The 18,107-nt window shown below is 59.9% G+C and carries 31 protein-coding genes and 1 tRNA gene; 17 read left to right on the top strand and 15 right to left on the bottom strand.

Translation table 11 applies throughout. The features are described from left to right. Nucleotides 1-62: 62 nt before the first annotated feature. The 13 genes from NDI72_RS19145 to NDI72_RS19205 all read right to left on the bottom strand — a co-directional run bounded on the left by NDI72_RS19145 (nucleotide 63) and on the right by NDI72_RS19205 (nucleotide 8,416). Nucleotides 63-137 (bottom strand) — tRNA-Met (locus tag NDI72_RS19145). After that, nucleotides 128-643, bottom strand: a complete 516-nt coding sequence (locus tag NDI72_RS19150) for a DUF305 domain-containing protein (protein WP_283801448.1) — start codon at nucleotides 641-643, stop codon at nucleotides 128-130. Before NDI72_RS19150 ends, NDI72_RS19145 begins: the two co-directional genes overlap by 10 nt. A 68-nt stretch (nucleotides 644-711) precedes the next feature. Then, nucleotides 712-1,428: a hypothetical protein gene (locus tag NDI72_RS19155; protein ID WP_283801449.1), complete on the bottom strand. Its 717-nt coding sequence runs from the start codon at nucleotides 1,426-1,428 to the stop codon at nucleotides 712-714. After that, nucleotides 1,425-1,886, bottom strand: a complete 462-nt coding sequence (locus NDI72_RS19160; protein ID WP_283801450.1) for a hypothetical protein — start codon at nucleotides 1,884-1,886, stop codon at nucleotides 1,425-1,427. The genes NDI72_RS19155 and NDI72_RS19160 overlap by 4 nt, the downstream gene beginning before the upstream one ends. Further along, complete coding sequence (locus NDI72_RS19165) at nucleotides 1,883-2,194, bottom strand: hypothetical protein (protein WP_206993635.1); 312 nt, start codon at nucleotides 2,192-2,194, stop codon at nucleotides 1,883-1,885. The genes NDI72_RS19160 and NDI72_RS19165 overlap by 4 nt, the downstream gene beginning before the upstream one ends. Continuing rightward, nucleotides 2,191-3,657 carry a DnaB-like helicase C-terminal domain-containing protein gene (locus NDI72_RS19170; RefSeq protein WP_283801451.1) on the bottom strand — a complete coding sequence of 489 codons (1,467 nt, stop codon included), beginning with the start codon at nucleotides 3,655-3,657 and terminating at the stop codon, nucleotides 2,191-2,193. The genes NDI72_RS19165 and NDI72_RS19170 overlap by 4 nt, the downstream gene beginning before the upstream one ends. Further along, nucleotides 3,654-4,256 (bottom strand): RuvC family protein, encoded by a 603-nt coding sequence (locus NDI72_RS19175; protein ID WP_283801452.1) that lies wholly within the window; start codon nucleotides 4,254-4,256, stop codon nucleotides 3,654-3,656. The genes NDI72_RS19170 and NDI72_RS19175 overlap by 4 nt, the downstream gene beginning before the upstream one ends. Next, on the bottom strand, nucleotides 4,256-4,828 hold the full coding sequence (locus NDI72_RS19180; protein WP_283801507.1) for an MT-A70 family methyltransferase: 573 nt from the start codon (nucleotides 4,826-4,828) through the stop codon (nucleotides 4,256-4,258). The genes NDI72_RS19175 and NDI72_RS19180 overlap by 1 nt, the downstream gene beginning before the upstream one ends. Nucleotides 4,829-4,916: 88 nt before the next feature. Beyond that, nucleotides 4,917-6,041: a DNA cytosine methyltransferase gene (locus NDI72_RS19185; protein WP_283801453.1), complete on the bottom strand. Its 1,125-nt coding sequence runs from the start codon at nucleotides 6,039-6,041 to the stop codon at nucleotides 4,917-4,919. Between the two features lie 52 nt (nucleotides 6,042-6,093). Continuing rightward, a complete protein-coding gene (locus tag NDI72_RS19190; RefSeq protein WP_283801454.1) occupies nucleotides 6,094-6,639 on the bottom strand; it encodes a hypothetical protein in 546 nt (181 codons plus the stop codon). Continuing rightward, nucleotides 6,636-7,055 carry a hypothetical protein gene (locus tag NDI72_RS19195; protein WP_283801456.1) on the bottom strand — a complete coding sequence of 140 codons (420 nt, stop codon included), beginning with the start codon at nucleotides 7,053-7,055 and terminating at the stop codon, nucleotides 6,636-6,638. Before NDI72_RS19195 ends, NDI72_RS19190 begins: the two co-directional genes overlap by 4 nt. A gap of 357 nt (nucleotides 7,056-7,412) precedes the next feature. Then, a complete protein-coding gene (locus NDI72_RS19200) occupies nucleotides 7,413-7,604 on the bottom strand; it encodes a hypothetical protein (RefSeq protein WP_283801458.1) in 192 nt (63 codons plus the stop codon). Next, complete coding sequence (locus NDI72_RS19205) at nucleotides 7,601-8,416, bottom strand: GcrA family cell cycle regulator (protein WP_283801460.1); 816 nt, start codon at nucleotides 8,414-8,416, stop codon at nucleotides 7,601-7,603. The genes NDI72_RS19200 and NDI72_RS19205 overlap by 4 nt, the downstream gene beginning before the upstream one ends. 62 nt (nucleotides 8,417-8,478) lie before the next feature. Between NDI72_RS19205 and NDI72_RS19210 the strand changes: the two genes are divergently transcribed. Further along, nucleotides 8,479-9,123: a hypothetical protein gene (locus tag NDI72_RS19210; RefSeq protein WP_283801461.1), complete on the top strand. Its 645-nt coding sequence runs from the start codon at nucleotides 8,479-8,481 to the stop codon at nucleotides 9,121-9,123. Between the two features lie 88 nt (nucleotides 9,124-9,211). Here NDI72_RS19210 and NDI72_RS19215 read toward each other — a convergent pair whose 3' ends face one another. Next, nucleotides 9,212-9,433, bottom strand: coding sequence for a hypothetical protein (locus NDI72_RS19215; protein ID WP_206993646.1), 222 nt, complete (start codon nucleotides 9,431-9,433; stop codon nucleotides 9,212-9,214). An 83-nt stretch (nucleotides 9,434-9,516) separates the two neighbouring features. Between NDI72_RS19215 and NDI72_RS19220 the strand changes: the two genes are divergently transcribed. The 5 genes from NDI72_RS19220 (at nucleotide 9,517) to NDI72_RS19240 (ending at nucleotide 11,855) form a co-directional block, all read left to right on the top strand. Beyond that, the gene (locus NDI72_RS19220) at nucleotides 9,517-10,173 is read left to right on the top strand and encodes a helix-turn-helix domain-containing protein (protein ID WP_283801462.1); all 657 of its coding nucleotides are present in this window, start codon (nucleotides 9,517-9,519) and stop codon (nucleotides 10,171-10,173) included. A 31-nt stretch (nucleotides 10,174-10,204) separates the two neighbouring features. Next, a complete protein-coding gene (locus NDI72_RS19225) occupies nucleotides 10,205-10,693 on the top strand; it encodes a hypothetical protein (RefSeq protein WP_283801463.1) in 489 nt (162 codons plus the stop codon). A 5-nt stretch (nucleotides 10,694-10,698) separates the two neighbouring features. After that, nucleotides 10,699-10,893: a hypothetical protein gene (locus NDI72_RS19230; RefSeq protein WP_283801464.1), complete on the top strand. Its 195-nt coding sequence runs from the start codon at nucleotides 10,699-10,701 to the stop codon at nucleotides 10,891-10,893. Further along, nucleotides 10,886-11,170 carry a hypothetical protein gene (locus tag NDI72_RS19235; protein WP_283801465.1) on the top strand — a complete coding sequence of 95 codons (285 nt, stop codon included), beginning with the start codon at nucleotides 10,886-10,888 and terminating at the stop codon, nucleotides 11,168-11,170. Before NDI72_RS19230 ends, NDI72_RS19235 begins: the two co-directional genes overlap by 8 nt. A 157-nt stretch (nucleotides 11,171-11,327) precedes the next feature. Next, nucleotides 11,328-11,855 (top strand): hypothetical protein, encoded by a 528-nt coding sequence (locus tag NDI72_RS19240; RefSeq protein WP_283801466.1) that lies wholly within the window; start codon nucleotides 11,328-11,330, stop codon nucleotides 11,853-11,855. Between the two features lie 163 nt (nucleotides 11,856-12,018). Here the strand turns inward: NDI72_RS19240 and NDI72_RS19245 are convergent, their stop codons facing one another. Continuing rightward, nucleotides 12,019-12,345, bottom strand: a complete 327-nt coding sequence (locus tag NDI72_RS19245; protein WP_206549001.1) for a helix-turn-helix domain-containing protein — start codon at nucleotides 12,343-12,345, stop codon at nucleotides 12,019-12,021. Between the two features lie 205 nt (nucleotides 12,346-12,550). Between NDI72_RS19245 and NDI72_RS19250 the strand changes: the two genes are divergently transcribed. The 11 genes from NDI72_RS19250 to NDI72_RS19300 all read left to right on the top strand — a co-directional run bounded on the left by NDI72_RS19250 (nucleotide 12,551) and on the right by NDI72_RS19300 (nucleotide 18,107). Next, a complete protein-coding gene (locus tag NDI72_RS19250) occupies nucleotides 12,551-12,865 on the top strand; it encodes a hypothetical protein (protein ID WP_283801467.1) in 315 nt (104 codons plus the stop codon). Nucleotides 12,866-12,897: 32 nt separating this feature from the next. Next, nucleotides 12,898-13,248, top strand: a complete 351-nt coding sequence (locus NDI72_RS19255; protein WP_283801468.1) for a hypothetical protein — start codon at nucleotides 12,898-12,900, stop codon at nucleotides 13,246-13,248. Beyond that, on the top strand, nucleotides 13,248-13,430 hold the full coding sequence (locus NDI72_RS19260) for a hypothetical protein (RefSeq protein WP_283801470.1): 183 nt from the start codon (nucleotides 13,248-13,250) through the stop codon (nucleotides 13,428-13,430). Before NDI72_RS19255 ends, NDI72_RS19260 begins: the two co-directional genes overlap by 1 nt. Then, nucleotides 13,427-13,651 (top strand): hypothetical protein, encoded by a 225-nt coding sequence (locus NDI72_RS19265; protein ID WP_283801471.1) that lies wholly within the window; start codon nucleotides 13,427-13,429, stop codon nucleotides 13,649-13,651. The genes NDI72_RS19260 and NDI72_RS19265 overlap by 4 nt, the downstream gene beginning before the upstream one ends. Next, entirely contained in the window at nucleotides 13,648-13,962 is a 315-nt protein-coding gene (locus tag NDI72_RS19270; protein ID WP_283801473.1) for a hypothetical protein, read from the top strand. The genes NDI72_RS19265 and NDI72_RS19270 overlap by 4 nt, the downstream gene beginning before the upstream one ends. Before the next feature lie 113 nt (nucleotides 13,963-14,075). Further along, entirely contained in the window at nucleotides 14,076-15,083 is a 1,008-nt protein-coding gene (locus tag NDI72_RS19275; protein WP_283801475.1) for a hypothetical protein, read from the top strand. 2 nt (nucleotides 15,084-15,085) lie between these two features. Continuing rightward, on the top strand, nucleotides 15,086-16,003 hold the full coding sequence (locus tag NDI72_RS19280; protein ID WP_283801476.1) for a recombinase RecT: 918 nt from the start codon (nucleotides 15,086-15,088) through the stop codon (nucleotides 16,001-16,003). Beyond that, nucleotides 15,996-16,823: a hypothetical protein gene (locus tag NDI72_RS19285; protein ID WP_283801477.1), complete on the top strand. Its 828-nt coding sequence runs from the start codon at nucleotides 15,996-15,998 to the stop codon at nucleotides 16,821-16,823. The genes NDI72_RS19280 and NDI72_RS19285 overlap by 8 nt, the downstream gene beginning before the upstream one ends. Beyond that, nucleotides 16,820-17,545: a hypothetical protein gene (locus tag NDI72_RS19290; protein WP_283801479.1), complete on the top strand. Its 726-nt coding sequence runs from the start codon at nucleotides 16,820-16,822 to the stop codon at nucleotides 17,543-17,545. The genes NDI72_RS19285 and NDI72_RS19290 overlap by 4 nt, the downstream gene beginning before the upstream one ends. After that, a complete protein-coding gene (locus tag NDI72_RS19295) occupies nucleotides 17,542-17,730 on the top strand; it encodes a hypothetical protein (protein WP_206549095.1) in 189 nt (62 codons plus the stop codon). Before NDI72_RS19290 ends, NDI72_RS19295 begins: the two co-directional genes overlap by 4 nt. A gap of 11 nt (nucleotides 17,731-17,741) precedes the next feature. Next, nucleotides 17,742-18,107, top strand: coding sequence for an HNH endonuclease (locus NDI72_RS19300; RefSeq protein WP_283801481.1), 366 nt, complete (start codon nucleotides 17,742-17,744; stop codon nucleotides 18,105-18,107).

An 18,107-nucleotide genomic window follows, 5' to 3' on the forward strand; every position in this document is an offset into this window, starting at 1 on the left:
TGGTGGTTGGTGTGCTGCACTGAAAACGTATCGCGGAGTGCCAGGTTCCAAGTTGTGATCGGTGGTTGCACCGGCGCGGATCGAACGCGCGACCTCCAGGTTATGAGCCTAGCGAGCTACCACTGCTCTACGGTGCTGTTGAAGCCAATCCCTCGTCTGTGGACCGCGCCGGCAAATCGGGCGCGCCATCCGGTACAGGGTTTTTCTCAAGATCCGCGATCAACGCCTTCATCTCACCAATTTCGCGCACCTGCGCCTCGATGATCTCATCGGCCAATTCGCGAACGCGCGGGTCTTTGATGTGCGCCCTTTCACTCGTCAGAATGGCGATCGAGTGATGCGGGATCATCGCCTTCATGTAGGAGACGTCATCGACCGTCTCCTGACTGCGCACCAGCCAGAGCGACAGGGCAAACGCGACAGCACCGGCTGCCAGAATACCGATGTTTGCAGTTCGGCTGCTGTACATGGCCCACATGAACGAGAGCATCACCACGGCCATGGTTGCGCCCATCAGGAGGGCCATCCAAGCACGTGTTTGGCTGAACCAGATATGATCGAAAGCGTACGTGTTGAGGTACATGAGCCCGAACATGACGAGCGTCGAAGTGGCGATCATTGCGCCGAAGCGGACATAGCTCATTCTCTCCTCCACATCTCTCCATGAATGTGGGGGCAAGTCGTGAGCCGTTCGATTGTTCCAAGTTTGGTCTAAGCCGCTTCCTGCTTCCGCTTCTTGGCTTCACGCTGCCGCCGGCGCTCGTTGCGCCGATCAGACCAGGAGAAGTCCGCTGGATCGTTTGAGAAGTAGCTGGTGAACGCCTCGTCTGAGGCCCATGACGTGACGCCTCTTTTCTCAGCGCGCTCGTCTTCGATGTTGGGCTCAATATGCCCGTTTTCCGGGGGAACAGGGAACCCCTCGAATTGGGCGCTATTGCAATTCTGCACACCCCTGCGAGCCAGATGTGCAAGAATTGACGAAAGAGCGCGATTTTTCCGCGCCCTTCCTGTCTTCGGTGTGATGTCCTGACCGGCGCACCAGTCCTTAAAGAATAGCCGCTTGTGGTCGACCATGCAGCGCACCCAGGCAGCGAGCGCGGCTCTATTGGCCTCGTTGTCGACCAGCGCATACCAGCCCTGCGCCTCCTCGGCCTCCGAGATGTCACGCGCCGTGTATTCAGCTTTCTCGAAGAACTCCCGCCGATAGAGCGCATGGGCGTCCTCATCCTCACGGAGAAGACGGCAGGCGTTGGCCAGAGGATCGCGGCTGCGGCGCTCCCCTCGCCTGTGGCCCCAATTCCTCATGTCGTCGTCGGAATGGACGTAGGGGAGCTGCTGGGCGCGCAGCGGGGCCGGCCCGACGCGGTTGCCCACGTTCTCGATCTCCGCCGCCCTGATAAGGCGCTCTGCGATCTCTTCGATGTTCATGTGATCCTCCGACGATCATCCAGCATGTCGAGTTGATCCGAGTTCGGACCGAAACGGCGGAACAAGCGCTCATAGACCATCCCGCCAAGGGCAAATCGTGTCGGGACAACGCTCCTGAGTTCCTGCGCCACAAACTGCAGTTCACCGCCGGGGATCATGTCCCAGGTCTCAAGCCATGCGCTTGCGTCACGTTCGATGATGCCCTGACAGGCCCTCACCATGTCCGAGACCATCCAGAAGCCCTCCTTGTCCAAGAGGAGCTTGTTGTTGCCGGCCTCGATGATCGTGGTCATCACCATGCGGGCATGCTCGATGCCGTAGCGGTCGATGATCCGCCGAAGGGTGTCCGGCGCGCGGGTCTGGCCGACCTCCGGGTATCGGGTGCCGGGGATGATCTCGACGTTGAACTCCCGGCATAGGTCGATGACGCGCGGATCGATCATGCGATAGTCAATCACGCGCGCCTCCTGACCGTTTCAACCTTCGTGTAGCGGCTCGATCCCTTCTGCCTGACGAGCGTCGGGAACAGCGCGTCGGCGGCCGCCTGATGGCTGGAGATCGTCTCCCCGCCGCGCACAAGCTTCAGGTCCTCGATCTTGTGCTTGATCCTCCATGCGGCAAGCTCGGCCTCGCCGGCGGTGTCGAAGTAGCGGATCTCGCCATCGCGCTTGGTGCGGACGGCAAACGCCTCTGACCGCCACGCAAGCTGGAAATAGCCCACGAACCCGCGCATGGTCTCTTTGGCAAATGCGGTCGACTGGTTCAAAGCGCCGCTCCTTCATCGAAATCAAAACCGGGAGCCGTGTCCTCCACCAAGGAAGAGAACATCGTGTATTCGCCCTCGAATTTGATCTCAGGGCAGCGTCCGGGTTCGCCGCGCCGGCGCTTGTGGTTGATGATCGCGGCCTTGCCTTTCGATGCTTCCAATTTCTGGATCATGATCTGCTTTTTGGTGAGTTCCCCTTCCCGAACGCGCTCAGTCGGCATCGACGGTATCAATTCGCGATAGAGCGGTTCAGGACGATAGATCGAAAACCACACGTCGAGGTGTTGCTTGATCGAACTGCCGCCATAGGCATCTCCCATGACAGGCCGCAGGCTGCCGCCGGACTGGAACCTCTTCTTCCACTCATCGTTTCGCTGGATCAGGATTACGATGGCGACGTTCAGCGACTTCGCCATAGCCTTGAGACCGCGATACAGTGCGTTGATCCGTTCGGCGAAGATGTCTCTGGGGTTCGGCAAACCGATCATCTTCGCGTGGTCGATGAACACCAGATCCAGCCCCTGGCTTTTCACCAGCCCTTCCAGTTTCACCCGGATATCGGAAAGCGTGCAATCGCCGAAGCCAACGATATGGAAAGGGAGGTCTGTCGAGTCAGCCATTTCCCGCTCGATTTCCTCTTTCTCTCGGCTGTTGAGATTGAAAGCGTCCAGACGCCCAAGAGGAATGCGGGCCTTTTGCGCAGCAGCTTGGAGCGCCGCCTCTTCTTCACTGATTTCGATGGAGAACAAAGCGGATCGGTATCCGCGCTCCGCCGCGAAACGAAGCTGTTGCAGCGAGAACGATGTCTTGCCGCCGCCGCTGTCCGACATAAGACCGATCAGGTTCCCACGCCTCATATCCCCAAGCGCCTCGGTGATCTCAGGCAAGAACCACGGGATGCGAGAAGCATGATCACCGCTGTCTTTGGCTGCCCGGTCTACAGCGCGGGGAAGCACCACGCCATATTTGAGAGACGAGGCGCGCTCATTGCCTTCTCGAGCGACGTGAGAAAGCTGGTCGACTATCGTCGCGATGATCTTTTCCGGGTTGATGTTCGCCGGCATGTGGCGAGACATCTCGTCCAGCTCTTGAGCGATGCCAATCATCCGATGGCGCGACCACATTTCAATGATGGCGCGGCCATAGTCATAGGCGTTGATGACGTTCACCGCCTCAACGGCCAGTCGAGCGAGGTACTGAGCAACCGTCAGATCACCGACGACTTGTTCAGCCGGCAGATAAGGCTTCATCGTGATTGGGTTCGCCGCCCGGCCCTCGGCAATTAGCGTGCCTGCTGTCTCGTAGATCAACTGATGCAGCTTCTCTTGGAAGTGCATCGGCTGCAGAAAGCCTGCGACACGCCAATAAGCGTCATTGTTGATCAGGATGGCGCCCAACAATGCCTGTTCGGCCTCAAGGGCATCCGGAAGCGCGTTCTGGAAATGCTGAGCGTGCGCGTTCATGCTGCCCTCGCCTGTCCGGTGCGCAGGGCCATGAATGCCTGCTGGTGACGCTTTGGAATGAAGGTGCAGCGCTCCCACGAAACCGCGATGCCAAGTGCTTCTGCGGCGTCCCTTTGGGCTGCCTTGGTTGCGGGAAGACCAATGCCCTGCATTCGGGCATGCTGGATTGCGAGATCCTTCCAATCATCTTTCCCTTGCGGCTTCACGCCTTTGCCGAAATAGGCGCTCCGCCATGTGACCGGGGCTATGAGCCCCCAAGGGATGCGATAGGCGTCGAGAATGGCAATCGCAGCGCCCGCCAGAGACGAAAGCTGCAGCGCATTTGGGTTGATCGTGGTTTCTGTCGCCTCGCCAGCCATATCCTTACGCTTGCGACCAAACGTCTGGACGTTGCGCTGCGGCATCTCAATCGCAACAAAATCGGGCTTGTTCGCCTTTAGATATGGGATCATCTGCATGGCGAGGTGCCCGGCCTTCTCCTCACCATTATCACCAGCCGATTTCCACACATCGCAGTTCCATGTCGCGGGTCGCTCGCTGCGATCGATCAGCGCTCTGCCGCATGAAGTCGCGATATCCAGTCCGAGAATGAGTGCCATCACACTGCCTCCCCGAATTTGCCCGCCTCATCGCCCCAAACCGTCCAGCCCGGCCGGTTGGTGCGGCTGAAAAGCTCGATCCGGCGCGCGCAGGGCATCAACTGCTCGGCAGCCCGGTAAGCTTCTTCCGGTTTGCGGGAGTGCTCTCTGGCCTGCCCCATGATCAGCGACCGGACGGACTTGGTGGTTTTCGGCTCACCCCGCGTTCCGATCAGGATGGGTTCGTGCGCACTGCGGAAGATGTAGCCGGTGCGGAAGGCGAGCTTGCCGTTGACCGTCGTCTTGCCCCACGCTCCGGCTGTCTTGAAGGTGAAGCCCCAGGCATTCAGAACCTCGAGCGCTTGCGGCAGCATTGGATTGGTAGCCCAGAGCCAAAGGAGCGCGTTCGGTGCAGCCAAGTCGAGAACCGGCAACGCTTTAATCTCATCGAGGCTCTGGCAGCGGTATTGCGCCTGCGCAGACTTGCCTTCGCCCTTCCCCGAGCGCAGTTCGAATGTCCAAGCAGGATCACACATGATCAGATCGAAGGAATGCGGGTTGATGTCGCCAAATGGCCAGTCGAACAGTCGCATCATTCCCCTCCCCACATAGCCGCGCCAAGGATGAGAATGCCCGCAATGGCGATGGTCCAGTTCACGATCATGAAACGGGTGCGCTCGGTCATGCTGCGGCCCTCATCGTGGAAACAGGAACGCCGTAGACATCCATGAATGCCGCGATCACCTCCGCCGCGGCTTCCGGTACGATTGCATTGCCGCCAACGCGCCAGAGATCCACTCGGCCGGGAAGCCCATCAACCAAAAAGCGAATACCGGATTGGGCGCGCCGCGCTTTGCCATCGTGGCAGGCGATCCATTCTGCGTCTGACCAGTAGGTGCCGTTCCTTTGAGGATGCCGGGCACCGTGGGGTAGACGTTCCCACCCCGGTCGCGTTGATAGCCCCGTCCGGTCGCGTCGATAACCGTAGGCGTCGGCATGTACGCTCGCATCTTTTCGATCGTCCGGTTCGTTCCTGGCTGGTGACTGTCCTTGAATGACAGCGAAAGCGGCGTCGGATGGAACGCTTGTGGTGGCTGCACCATCTGCCTCGGCAACTGGTCGATCCGGTTCCTTTCGCCTGCTTCCGTCGCCATGCCCGCGCTGTCCTTCCAGTCGCGAGCCGAAGGTGTCACCCTGGGTGACACCTGTGCGGCCATCGCCATCGCCGTCTGCAACGATATCCCTGTCTTGCTTCGATCTAGCTTCGCGAAGTCTGGTCCGGCGTTCGCCGATTTCATCGTCGGCCACTGCGATCCAGTAGAGCCGGTTCCGTTGGTGTGGCGCGTCGACACTGCAAGCCGGGAAATCGATTGCCCGAGCGGTGAAGTCTTCTCGCGCCAGATCAGCGCGGACTCCGTCGAACCAACCATAGCCAGCCTTTCCCGCAACCTGCTCTCCCATGACGACAGCGGGCCGGCAGGCACTGATGAGGCGATGAAAGTCCGGCCACAAATGCCTTGGATCATCGGTTCCGAGCCCTTTGCCGGCCGCCGAGAACGGCTGACAGGGGCAAGAACCGGTCCAGAGCGGTGCGTCGTCAGGCCATCCAGCAAGTCGAGCTGCGACTGACCACAATCCTCCGCCGGCGAAGAAGTGGCATTGCGTGTAGCCTTCAAGGTCATGGGGTTCGACTTCCTTGATTGAACGCGTGTCGACTTCGCCGTTCGCAATCACGCCTTCCTCGATGAGCGCGCGAAGAATGTGCGCCGCCGCAGGATCGATCTCGTTGTAATAGGCTCTCATCATTCACCCTCTGTCGGGGCGCGCCGTCTAAGCCGCGGCGCAGGGCACGCAACGGCTACTCGGCGGCGACTGCCGCGGGCTCTTCGTCGGGAAACTCGGGGTCGACATCATCGCCCTTGACCAGCTCGGTCTCGCTGTCTTCGGCCTCAGCCAGTGCGCGCTCACGGGCACCGTCACCATGACCGGCAAGCCATTCCTGATACTGCTCGGAACCTGGGGCGTATGGGTTTTCGCCATGACCATCGCCGCGCAGGCCAGCATTGCGGCCAAGCATGCGGGCTTTCTCGCTGCTCGGCATGGCACCGTTCAGCAGGTAGTCAAACGACATCTGCGCTTCCTCGATACCGTCGCCGAAGGCGTAGAGGTATTCGATCACCTTCTCCGTTTCGGCGAGGTATTCGTCCTTCTTGCCGGACTTGATGATCTGGAGCGCGCGGTCGGCAGCCTTGAGGTGGATGCCCTTCCCTTCGACGTGCTTGCGTGTGGCCCGGTAAGAGCCCGTGGCGCTCTCCACTGCTTCCTTCTCGCGCTTCAACTTGCTGAGATTGAGCGCTACGGCTGCATCGACTGCAGGGCCGTTGTGCGTGGTCTTTTCAGTCATCTCTTTTCCCTTTCCGGCGGTGCCATTTCAGGCAAAGCCATTCCGACGCTCTCCAGAGAGCGCTCTTGATCCACCGCATTGGTTTGTCCCGTAAGTCCCAGCCGCTCGGCCCTCATGGAGCGGGCGGCTTCCTCGTTGCGCTCGCAAGCGCGCTCGTAGGCCGCACGGAGGCGCATGTACGCCTCGCCCGACACATCGTTCATGGTCTGCCAGCGGTCCCAAATTCGCTTGGCATATGAACGCTCGATCCCTGCCGAATGCGCCGCCCTGTCGCGGGCCGCGCCCCAGGTATCTCCCCGGCCTCTGTGATGAAGCTGGGCGAGTGCATTCAGGAAACTCGCACTCTGTTGAACAGCGGTACTCATGACGCCTCCGCCACGTTTTGTGTCGTTCTCGACACATCTTTTGTCGGACATGGAACACCTTCACGCGTACGTTTCTTTGCGTGGAAGGCGGTTTCATCCTGCCTCCATGGGGCGAACGGCCCCTTGAAATCGAAAGCAGGAATGAAAGAGGTGAAGGATGCGCACTCGACGGAATCGCGAAACTCAGACGGATGCGCGTCAGCTTGATCTTTTCGAAGGTGAGCGGAGGTCATTTGCGCCTCCGCTGAAACGGGCTCATGGCAATGGCGGCGGCAACCGCCAGAGGCCAGACAACGCAAACTGCCCATTCACGGAGGCCCGTGGGCATATTCCGCCCATAGGCGTCCCGGCCTACAGAGGCCACCGCGCCAATCACGCCTAGGAGATAGAGGGAGATGGCGAGGATCGTCATGCGGACTGCTCCGCGAACGGGACATCAGCGTTTCTCAGAACGCGCTCAACCTCATGGGGAGCGCAGGGCTTGCCCGTCACGCAACGGACAGTTCTCGCAATATGCGCAGGCGTCTGACCGCGCCGCGCAGCCGCGAGCATCAGGTCGGTATCGGCCACTGTGAATTTTAGGTTCAGATGCATGGTCATGACGCCTCCGCAAGAATTGCTGGGCGTCCCTCGGCGGTGCGGAACTCGTCATAGAGCTCGATCAGCTGGGTACGGGTGAGAAGCTTCGGGCGACCGCGCCCATTGCTGACGCTGTACCGCATCAGGTGATAGGTCACGCGATAGCCGAACTCAGCCAGGTAATCCCTGATCGCTTCGTAATCGGTCGTCTCGCCCTTCTCGAACCTGCGCGGCGCGCCGTGCGTTTTGATCCAGTTGTCTTTCAGGAGCTCAATGTCATGAGAGAAGACGCGCGGGGCCGGCTTTGCAGTGCTCTTCGGTTTGGCCGGACGCACAGGCTGCATCTTCACCGGGCGCATTCTCTTGCGCGGACCACCAGTGGCGGAGAACTTGACGCCGATACGGGTGGCGCGACCAAGAACGGCATTGCGAGACCGGCCAAGGGCATCCCCCACATCCGTTGCAGACCGACCGTCCAGCGCCATCTCGCGCATCAGGCGATCATCTTCCGCGGTCCAGCCTTTGCGGATGGGTGCCGGAGAGTCATTGAATTCGTTGGCGGCGCGCAGCGATTTGCGGTGATGGGTAACGCCTTCGGCGTCCCGGCCTCTGACGGGAATTCCGGTCCCGCCAGATTTTTGCGCCCGCAGAGCATCGCTGCTTGGTGTGCCCGGTATGCCGCCGGATACCGTGGGAGAGTGCGGGCCGGGGAAATTCGTCTCTTCGCGAATGGGTGCCGAGGGGGCGTCATGGGGGGACCGGGTAGCCCCCTCGGCTGTAGCCGCGCTGGGGAGGAGAGAAGCGCGGCGTTCTTGTGTCTGGTGGGTGGTCATGCGGCTACCTCTTGGAGGTGCAAAGATGTCGTGCTTTGATCGCGCCGAATTTGGAGGGGCGCATGGATTGGATCGAAATCGCAAAGCTCGCGGCGGCAGCCATCGGCGCGGTCGGTGGTGTTCTCGGTGGTGTCACCGGAGTGTGGGCGCTTGCCGACAGCAGGCTCACCCGGGCCGAAATGCGCCGGGAGAAAGCACCGATCATCAAGATCGATCAGGACAGCCAAACCGCGTCCCATGCCCGCCTGACAATCAGAAGCCGGTCCAATATGGGCTACACGCTTTCGGGAATCGCCGTTCTGCGGCCTCCCATCGCCCGCATCGCGGACCCGATGGAATTGGACGTCGTTTCCATCGAAGGAAATACGAGGCGATATCGATACAACCCGAAACGACGCCTTTGCCTCGACCTCCGTGTGCGCCCGGAGGGAAACAAGTCGATCAACGGACCCATGGGCAGCGGAGAAGAGCATCACGTGTCCTTCCCGCTTCTGTTCCCGCCGACCTGGTACTGGTCGCTGAAAACAAGCTCGTTGATGTCCGCTCTGAAACGCTCACTCCTGTCGAGTTCATCGTCCCATGCCTCCAAGGCGATCCTGCGCATCGAACTGAGGGACGAGAACAGGAGGAAGATTACGAAGAACATCCCCATCACGATGAGATACAAAGCCCAGTCCGAAGCGCCGAGCAGATCAAGAAGCACATAGGCGCTGATCCCAAACACCGCCCCGAATGTCCAAGACATGAGCAGGTCGCGCTGATCCAAAACGGAGGAGAGATAGTGCTGGCGCTCGCTCATGCCGCTGTCTCCGCGTCTGCGGACACGGCCTCGGCCAAAGCCTCAAGCGTCACGCCCTCAAAACCGCGCTCGCCCGCTTTCCGAACGATGCAGGTCCAATACATCGGCGGGATCGATGCCCGCCTGCGCATGGCTTTTGCTGTCCCGTATGCAACCGAAAGATCGTCCGCAAACTCGGAAAGCGATGGCCAGAGATTGATGATGTCCGCGTGTGTCATGCCGCACAGGGTACATAACATACCTGCACTGTCAAGCAGGAAAGGCATTACTTGTACCCGATTGGGCGGGTATTTTTTGCACCATGGCGAGTAGCGAAGAAAAACGACTGAGGGAAGAACGCGCGCAGCGCTTGGTCTGGGCACGGAAGCGCGCGGAGTATTCAGGGCCGACCGCTGTAGCGAACAAGCTCGGGATCAACGTCAACAGCTACAAGGCTTATGAGCAGGGGCGAAACGGGTTCGGACTGGATGACGCCCGTAAATTCGCCACGCTGTTCAACGTGTCTCTGCAGTGGCTGAATTACGGAACAGGGAACCCGGATGATGACGACATCCCTGCCGAGACAGCATTCGTTCACGCGCCGCTGATTTCGTGGGTTAGCGCGGGCGCGCTGTTGCAGTCGGATACCGTCACCCACTTCGATGACGAACCGATGGTCTACGCCCCCGACCTAGATCCAAGCGGCGATTGGGTTGCGCTTCGTGTCGATGGCGATTCCATGAACCGAATATCGCCTCACGACAGCATCATTTTCGTGAACCGGAACGACAAGCGCCTTGTCCCGAACGCCTGTTACGTCATCGGAGACGGGAACGGCGGCGCGACCTACAAGCGCTTTCGCCCGCCAAATAGGTGGGAGCCTGTTTCGACCAATGAGGAACATAAGCCGTTCGAGTTGCCGGTCGGCGTTGAGCCGGACATCATCGGACGTGTGCGCAAAACGATCTTATCGATGTGAATGGGAGAGATAATTCATGCGGGGGATTGCAATGAAGCGGCTTATCTTAGCCGGCGCGCTATTCGCGGCATGCACAACAACAGCCATCAGCGAAGAGATGAAGGAAGGCTGGGGCCTTCAGTTCCGCCAAGACACGTTCGACAAAAGCGTTTTGCCGCTTGCGATGATGTCTGAATCCGGTGACGGGTTTGACAAAGCACTGATCGCTTTCGCATGCGCCTCGTCGGGCAACTTGGTGTCGTTTTTCCAGCCCGAGCGCTTCATGATGTTCGTTCAAACCGCGAAGGCGACATTCCGTCATGGGGACCAGACCCTGGATTTCACATTCACGGTCGGCGAGGTTCCTCACTTTGGGAAGAGGCTTATCGCCAGCACCGAAGATTCCGCCTCAATTGTCGAGATATTTGAAGCAGCGGACGGTGCCGACGTACCATTCCGGACCGAGAAGAAACAGGGCGTCTTTACGTCGGTTGGCTCGAAACAGACCTTCGAGATAATGCGCTCACTCTGCGGAGAATAGGCGTCATGAGAAAGCCCAAGCCTTCCCGCGAACGCGCCGCCCGCGCCTTATGCACGTCCCGTGGCCTGCCAGAGAACACGAAGTTCGAAGGCCGGCCAATGTGGGAAAGCCTCCTGCCGGAGGTCGACATCGTTCTCAAGGCGGCGCTGACACCAAAAGAGTGGATGCGCATTCGAGAGGAAGATGGGAGCCATGACTGACAAGCTCGCCGAAGAACTCCTCAAGGCCGCGAAGACACTGCATGATTTCACACCCATGGAGATCCAGGCACTGCTGCGGCGGGCTGCATTTCGACTTCAAGGCAAGCTCGTCAAAGCCGGTGACCTCACCCTGATTTCAGAAGTGGCCGACTTGGCGGACGAGTTCGCGAAGGCCAACGAGATGAGCCGGGATGAAGCCGTCAACGCGATCATACTGGATTGGGGAATCGAGGCCGGCCTGATCGAGATTGACGATCTGGACGAGGAAGACGAATAGGGGAAGCGTCGTGGGTCGCAAGAAGCCAAACCGAGAGCAGAAGGAGATGAACTGGCTCCTGCTCTTCATGTCCGTCGTGATCGCCGCAGCCTTCGTCTGGGTGGTCTATGAAGTTTTCCACCTGGCGCTAACACCAGCCGGCGAATAGGGAGGGGAGATGGAGTGGTCGACTGCAATCAGCGCGGTAGCCGCATTCATCACAGGCGCAGGCCTAGCACTCGCGTATATGACCCGCCGCGACCAGATTTCGGTCAACCTCTTCTTCGCTTACAAGTCCCCAGTGGACGGCGGCAGCAAGCCATGGTCGCCCATTAGTCGAGATGACCTTCCCCAGGTGATCGAGATCAAATGCACGGTTAACAACCGTTCAAGCCATACTATCGCGTTGGATAGGATCGAGGCGGCAGGAATCCCGTTCACCTATGCCCGCCCGGACGGTGTTACCTATCTGACGGTTGACCATGAGATCGCATCAGGCGGCGAGCACACAGTCTCCTTTGAGGTGTCACCAGACTGGGCGTCCCTTCAATCACAGTTCGACGGCGGCGTTCGCAATCCCAGTTTGCGCGCGTCCGCAATCATCGACTGCAGAAGGCGGATGTATCGACACACTTCACGCACAGCCCATAAGATCGTCCCAGAAGAAACCATCAGAAAAAATGCAGTCACGGCGAGCCAGAATTGATCGCTCATAGCGCCCTTCCCTTCTACGTTTGAGAGTAGGGCCCTAGAGATATAATACTCCCTCTCCAGAGCCCTATAACCCTAATCATAAACTACCGTTATTATGATCTACCGTTATTAGGGGTATCACTGGTGACACCCAGTCTAGGGATCACTGGTGATACTTAGGACGCCCACGGGAAGATCAGAAAATAGTGGTTCACCGCCCTATTCCTTCGACCCCGCGTCACCTTTTCGAGGTCAATCAGCCCTTCCTCTCGAAGCTTCTTGATTGACCGCTTCACCGTCGCAACGCCCAGCCCCAAATCCTTCGCGATTGTCGTCTGCTGGTGCTTCGTGTGGTTGTCCCGCCGGTTCATGTGCATGGCGATGAAGATGCCGACCCGCTGGCAATCGGCGGTCAGGTAATCCCGCCCCAGAACGTGCCTGATCCATTCATCCCGGTTTCGATACCATCGCCCCGCCGGTGTGAGTTCCGTCTCGTCGTTCATTGATTTTTCCTGAAATTCTGTCGCTCGCGCCATCGCGAGACACGCCCATTTGTACGGCGCGATTCCTCCCCTGTCAAAAAATCGGGTACGATTTGTATCTTTTTAGCTTGACGCTATTGGGTACGATATGTACCTTAACGATACTGCAGCACGAAGAAGCGCACCCCGCGCCGATCTGCCGGACACGATGGAGAGGAAGAGAACGATGGACGTGACCGCACACATAGATCGCCAGACCAAGACCATTGACGGCGTGACCTTCACCAACACGCACTCCGGCCAGAAGCGGGCCTATGGCGATAGCTACTACGAGTATGACGTGACGAGCGACATGCCTGCCGATCACGTCGAGCGTGTCTGCCGGGAAAATGCCTACAAGTGCGATCTGCCGGCCAGCCAGTGGCGTGACGAAAACCGCGCCAACCCCTCGATGAGCAACCACTTCCGCTCTCACTACCAGTTCGAGGATCGCGGCAACGGCAAGTTCTTCTATCGCGTGACCTTCCCTTTCGCGGACTAACCCACTCCCCCGGGAACATGGAGCACGAGATCATGAGCACCCGAGAGCTTACAGGCGCAGACTTAGGACGCGCGCTGTCGAACTTCACCAATGGCGCGCCAGTCCGCCGAGTGGACATGAACCGGGCCATGGAAGGCTTTGCCAGGGACAGCAGCGGCAAGCGTCATGCGCTTGGCAATGCGGCCGAGGCCATCAACACCGCAGTGCATGGTGGTGGCCGGTTCTGGTCATCGATCACAGAGACGGAATTCGCCGTTCTCGCCGGTCTGGTCGACTACCTGCGCCCCGAGTTCGCGGTGTCCGAGTTCCATGCCGATCCCGAACCGGCTGACAAGCAGCTTAGCCACGACGGCTACGGCGTTCAGGACGGGTGCAAGCTCTGATGGACGCCGAAGCCCTCCACATCACCCGCGCAGCCGCGTCCCTTGGCGATGAGCTCGTCAATGTCGACCAGCGGCTCCGCGAGATCGAACAGGCCCTTAAATTTGACCCGGACCACGATCATCGCCGCGAGCTGGTGCGTGAGTATCTGGATCTGACCGAACCGAAGGGGAGCGCAGCATGAAAGCCACCCGCGAAAGAAAGATCGAGTTCATGCAGGATCTTGGATACGCGCGCCTCGAAAAGGCCATCGCGCGCCGCGTCCGCAAGGTTGGGGCCGAGAACTTCCTGACCGATGGACAGCTTGACGAGATCGTCTCTGACGAGGTGGCGGACCTGCGCTTCACCAGACACCTCAACATGCTGAACCGGAGACACGCGCGGAACCGGAGGAACGTAGCATGAGCGAATTGTCGACAAATTGGCAGCAAGCCTTTCAGAGCTTCACCACCAGCACAGCCTTTGCGATGCAGCTTAGCCACGCGCAGGTTCGCGCCTTGGACGCCATCAAGAATGATACCTGGCAAGGCAACGACTACCACATGTTCTACGCGTCAGCGCGAGCTTTGCAGCGCCGTGGGCTGGTTGAATTCAACAGACCGGTCAAAGGCGAAAGTCGCTCTTGGATCTATCGCCTGATACCAGCGGGGGAGTTGGTCCTCGACCTCATATTTCTGGCCGGCGCCGGTCCCCAGTCAGACGAGGCCGCCCCGTGACCTTTCTCGCCCTCCTCCCATTCCCCGAACACCCCACGGCCCGCGCTCTGGCTCTGATCGTCATCAGCGCCCTGCTCGTCGGGTTCATTGAAACGCCAGCATAGGAAATCCCCATGGATACCGTCATGAACGCGGGCGAAATCGCCCAGGTCGCAATCATCGAACGCTGGGGCTGGTGGCAAAGCGCCCTCGCCGATCCGTCCAAAATTGGAACGGAAGAACTGCCGATCCACCCCGGCGAGTATCAGCTCGGATACTACCGCACCCGCCGCAAGAATGGCCCTTGGGAGCCTGTCGGGATTTATCCGGACGAGAATGGCGTTGTTGTTGGGTTCCGCAACGGTCGGCAGGTCGAGGACCTGGTCGATCTGTTCCTTTGGTCCTGCCGCAACCCCATCAGCTACGAGGCCTACGTCAAAGCGGACGCAGGCGAAGGCTTCGATGATGAGCCGCCGGCACCGGCTATCGGTGACAACAGCGGCGCGTCTGATCCATTCGAAGCCCTGAAGCTCGAGCTCGCTGGTGAAGTCGAGCAGTTGACCGACTTCATGCGCAAGCCAGTCGAGACACAGGCTGACGCAGACCGGTGCGGCATCTGGGCGAAGCGATGCTCAGACCTTGCCAAACGCATCAACTCGCTGCGCGAAACCGTCAAGGCCCCGCACCTCGCCAAATGCCGTGAGATCGACGGCGAGTTCAAGCCGGTTGAGGCAGAGGCAAAGGAATGGGCCACCAAGGCGAAGCGCCATGTCGAGCCATTCCTGATCGCTGAGAAGCGCAAGCGCGACGAAGAAGCCCGAAAGGCCCGCGAAGAGGCCGAGAGGAAGCGCCAAGAGGCAATGAAGGCCCAGAACGAGGAAGCGAAAGCAATCGCGCTCAAAGCCGCACAGGACGCCGAGAAGGCTGCGGAAGCACCCAAGGCCAGTGCAGGTCGAACAGGTGCGCGTGTGTCCATCCGCGTCGAGAAGCGTGGCGAGATCGTTGATCAGGACGCGTTCTATCAAGCGGTTCGGGACCGGTCGGAGATCACCGACTTGCTGCAGTCGCTGGCGAACCGCGCCGCCAAGTCTGGCTTTGACTTGCCAGGCATGAAGATCGTTGAAATCGAGAAGGCTGTTTGACCATGAACGCAATCGTTCAGCACGACCCCGAGCGCCTGCCCTCACTGCAATCAGGAGGCGCTGTAAAAGCCATCGTCCCGCAGGACTTTGATGGTGCTTGGCGGATTGCGCTCGCCGTCTGCAAGGCCGGCATGGCTCCGAAGGGGCTCGAGACACCAGAAAAGGCCATGGTCGCAATCATGCATGGCATGGAAGTCGGCATGACGCCGATGGCCTCTCTGCAGTCAATCGCCGTGGTCAACGGCCGCCCGACGATATGGGGTGACGGTGCAATCGGTCTCGTTCGCGGTTCTGGCAAACTCGAATGGATCAAAGAGAAGCTAACCGGCGACGGCGAGAACATGGCCGCGTCCTGCGAAGTCAAACGAAAGGGCGAGGCCGATCCGACCAAGGCCACATTCTCGGTCGCCGATGCCAAGAAGGCCAACCTCTGGGGCAAGCAAGGGCCGTGGCAGCAATACCCGAAGCGGATGCTCGCAATGCGCGCCCGTACCTTTGCGCTGCGCGACGCCTTTGCTGACGTGCTGCGCGGCCTTGGCATCGCCGAGGAAGTGCAGGACACGCCACAGGAGCGCCCGCAGGCTCCGAAGCCTCCAGCGCCTCCGGCCCCGCCGACGCAGAAGATCGAGCGTCAGGAAGCCATCGACGCCGAGACCGGCGAAGTCGTTGATGACCGCCAGATCGTACGCGAAACCGGCGAGGATATCGACGCGGTCATGGCCGACGGTGAATTTGACGCTGCCGCCTTCTTCGATGAGCTCGAGACAAACCTGGCCGGCGCGATGGATGAGGCGACCGTCGAAGAAGTCTGGTCCGAGATGGACGCCGAAGCGCAATTCGACGGCGACGACGTCAACCTGCAGATCGCAGTGAAGATCAAGGAACGCCACCTCTCCCAGATCGGGGGCAACAATGGCTAAGCAGGACCACCCCACCCTTGAATTCGTGGTTGAGCGCGGAAGGCTGTCGCCAGCGGATCCGTATGTTGCCGAGGTGCTGGACACCTATCGCAACGGCGACAAGCTCACTGTGACGCTCAACCAAAAACGGAGCCTGCCCCTTCTCAAGAAATATTGGGTGGTGCTGCGCGACGTGGTGGAGAACGCCAGAACGCCTTGGGAAAGCGCCAACGAAGCGTCAGACGCGGTCAAACTGGCGCTCGGCGTGACGGACATTTCCAAGACCATCAAAGGGCAATGGTTCATACGTCCCGGCTCGATCTCATTCGCATCGATGGATGAAGGCGAATTTCGCCCGTTCTTCGAGAAGGCCATGGCAGCCTTGTCCGAGGTGACGGGCATCGATCCCGACGCGCTGCGAAAGCGCTACGACCACATTCCAGAACACAGTTCACCGGCAGAAAGCCCCACCGGTGACGGCAGCGGGGCGCTCGTCGCCACAAAATCAGATCGCTCCGCTGCCGAGAACTCCCCCGCCACGGCGGACGAGGCCGGCTCGCATGACATGGGAGAGAGCGAAGGCGAGCCGGCTTCCGTCGATCCGGATTGGCTCAAGGCGTTCGCCAAAGCGATCATCGGCGCCATCGGTGAGGATGAGGTTGTCGTCGTCAATCAGTCCAAGGGACTCTTTGTCGAAGGCCTGAGCGACGATGTGCGGGCCAAAGCGAAGTCGATCACCAATTACGCCCGCGCCTGCTGCCGGAATGAGATCGAGCTTGATGACTGCCGGGCGACGATTGCCGGCGTCGTCGGGTGCGAGGAGAAGGATCTGGCGGCATGACTGATCGTCCCATCCTTTTCAGCGGCCCAATGATCCGCGCACTGCTTGAGGGCAGGAAGACGCAGACCCGGCGGATCTTGAAGCCACAGCCTCCGGCAGACATGGGCCTTGTCGGGGTCTATGCGCCGGCGTTGACTGCGGTCTTTGGATACGTGACCCCGGATGCCGATTTCAAAGTACCGCTTCGGTATATGCCGGGAGTCCGCCTTTGGGTGCGTGAGAGCCTAGCCGATACGGGAAACGGCGTCGGTTACGTTGCTGATGGAACAGTTGACCCTAGCGCTGTCTGGGCTTGGAAACGAGGGTACCTCCCCTCGATCCACATGCCTCGTGGTTTATCCCGCCTAACCCTGATCGTCACAGACGTTCGCGTACAGCGGCTGCAGGAGATCAGCGAGGCGGATGCAAAGGAAGAAGGGGCTGGCTCGCATCCGTGCGGCGGCTGCGGCGAAAAGAACCCCGATGGGCGATGCATCGGCTGCCTACATCCGTTCCACACGAACGGCTTTCAAGTGCTCTGGGACAGCCTCAATGCCAAGCCACGCCCCCGTTACGGCGATGACGGCAAGGTCACCCACTACGAGAGCTTCCCATGGGGCGGAGAAAGCGTGACGGAAACCTACCGAGGGAAGCCGCATCACATTCATGCCAATCCCTGGGTGGCAGCCCTCACCTTCAACGTCATCCGTCAGAACATTGATGCAATGGGAGAAGCGGAATGACCATCTCAGCCGACACCCTTGCCGAGGTTGCGCGCTCATTTCCGAAGGGCAGCCGTGGCGCTCGGGCAATTGCAAGAAAGACGCTCGACCTGCGCACCGATGAGCTTCGCCTCGACGTGATGTGCCTTGAACTGGCGCGTCTGGTTGAAGCGGAGATCGCGGAGCATCAACGGAGGGCGCGGTGATGGCAGTCCCCATGATCGACAACCCGCTCGGCGGCAGAAGCCTGCCCGAGTGGATCGGCTCCAGCCCTGACGCAAGGGTGCCCCAGTACGTCAAGGATCGCGTTTTCATCCGCGCCAAGGGCCGTTGCCATATCTCAGGCCGGAAGATCGCCCCGGGTGAGCCGTGGGAGGTCGAGCACGTCAAACCGCTTTCCATGGGTGGCGAGCATCGGGAAAGCAATCTGATGCCTGCCCTTGTCCAAGAGCACAAGGCAAAAACGGCCGAGGAGGCCGGCGACCGCGCCAAGGCTGACCGCATCCGCAGAAAGCACAACGGAACGTGGCCAAGGTCGAAAACGAAGATCGCCGGGCGCGGGTTCCAGAAGACGCGAGGATGA

The organism is Nitratireductor sp. GZWM139, assembly GCF_030068685.1.
GTDB classification, from domain to species: domain Bacteria; phylum Pseudomonadota; class Alphaproteobacteria; order Rhizobiales; family Rhizobiaceae; genus Nitratireductor; species Nitratireductor aquimarinus.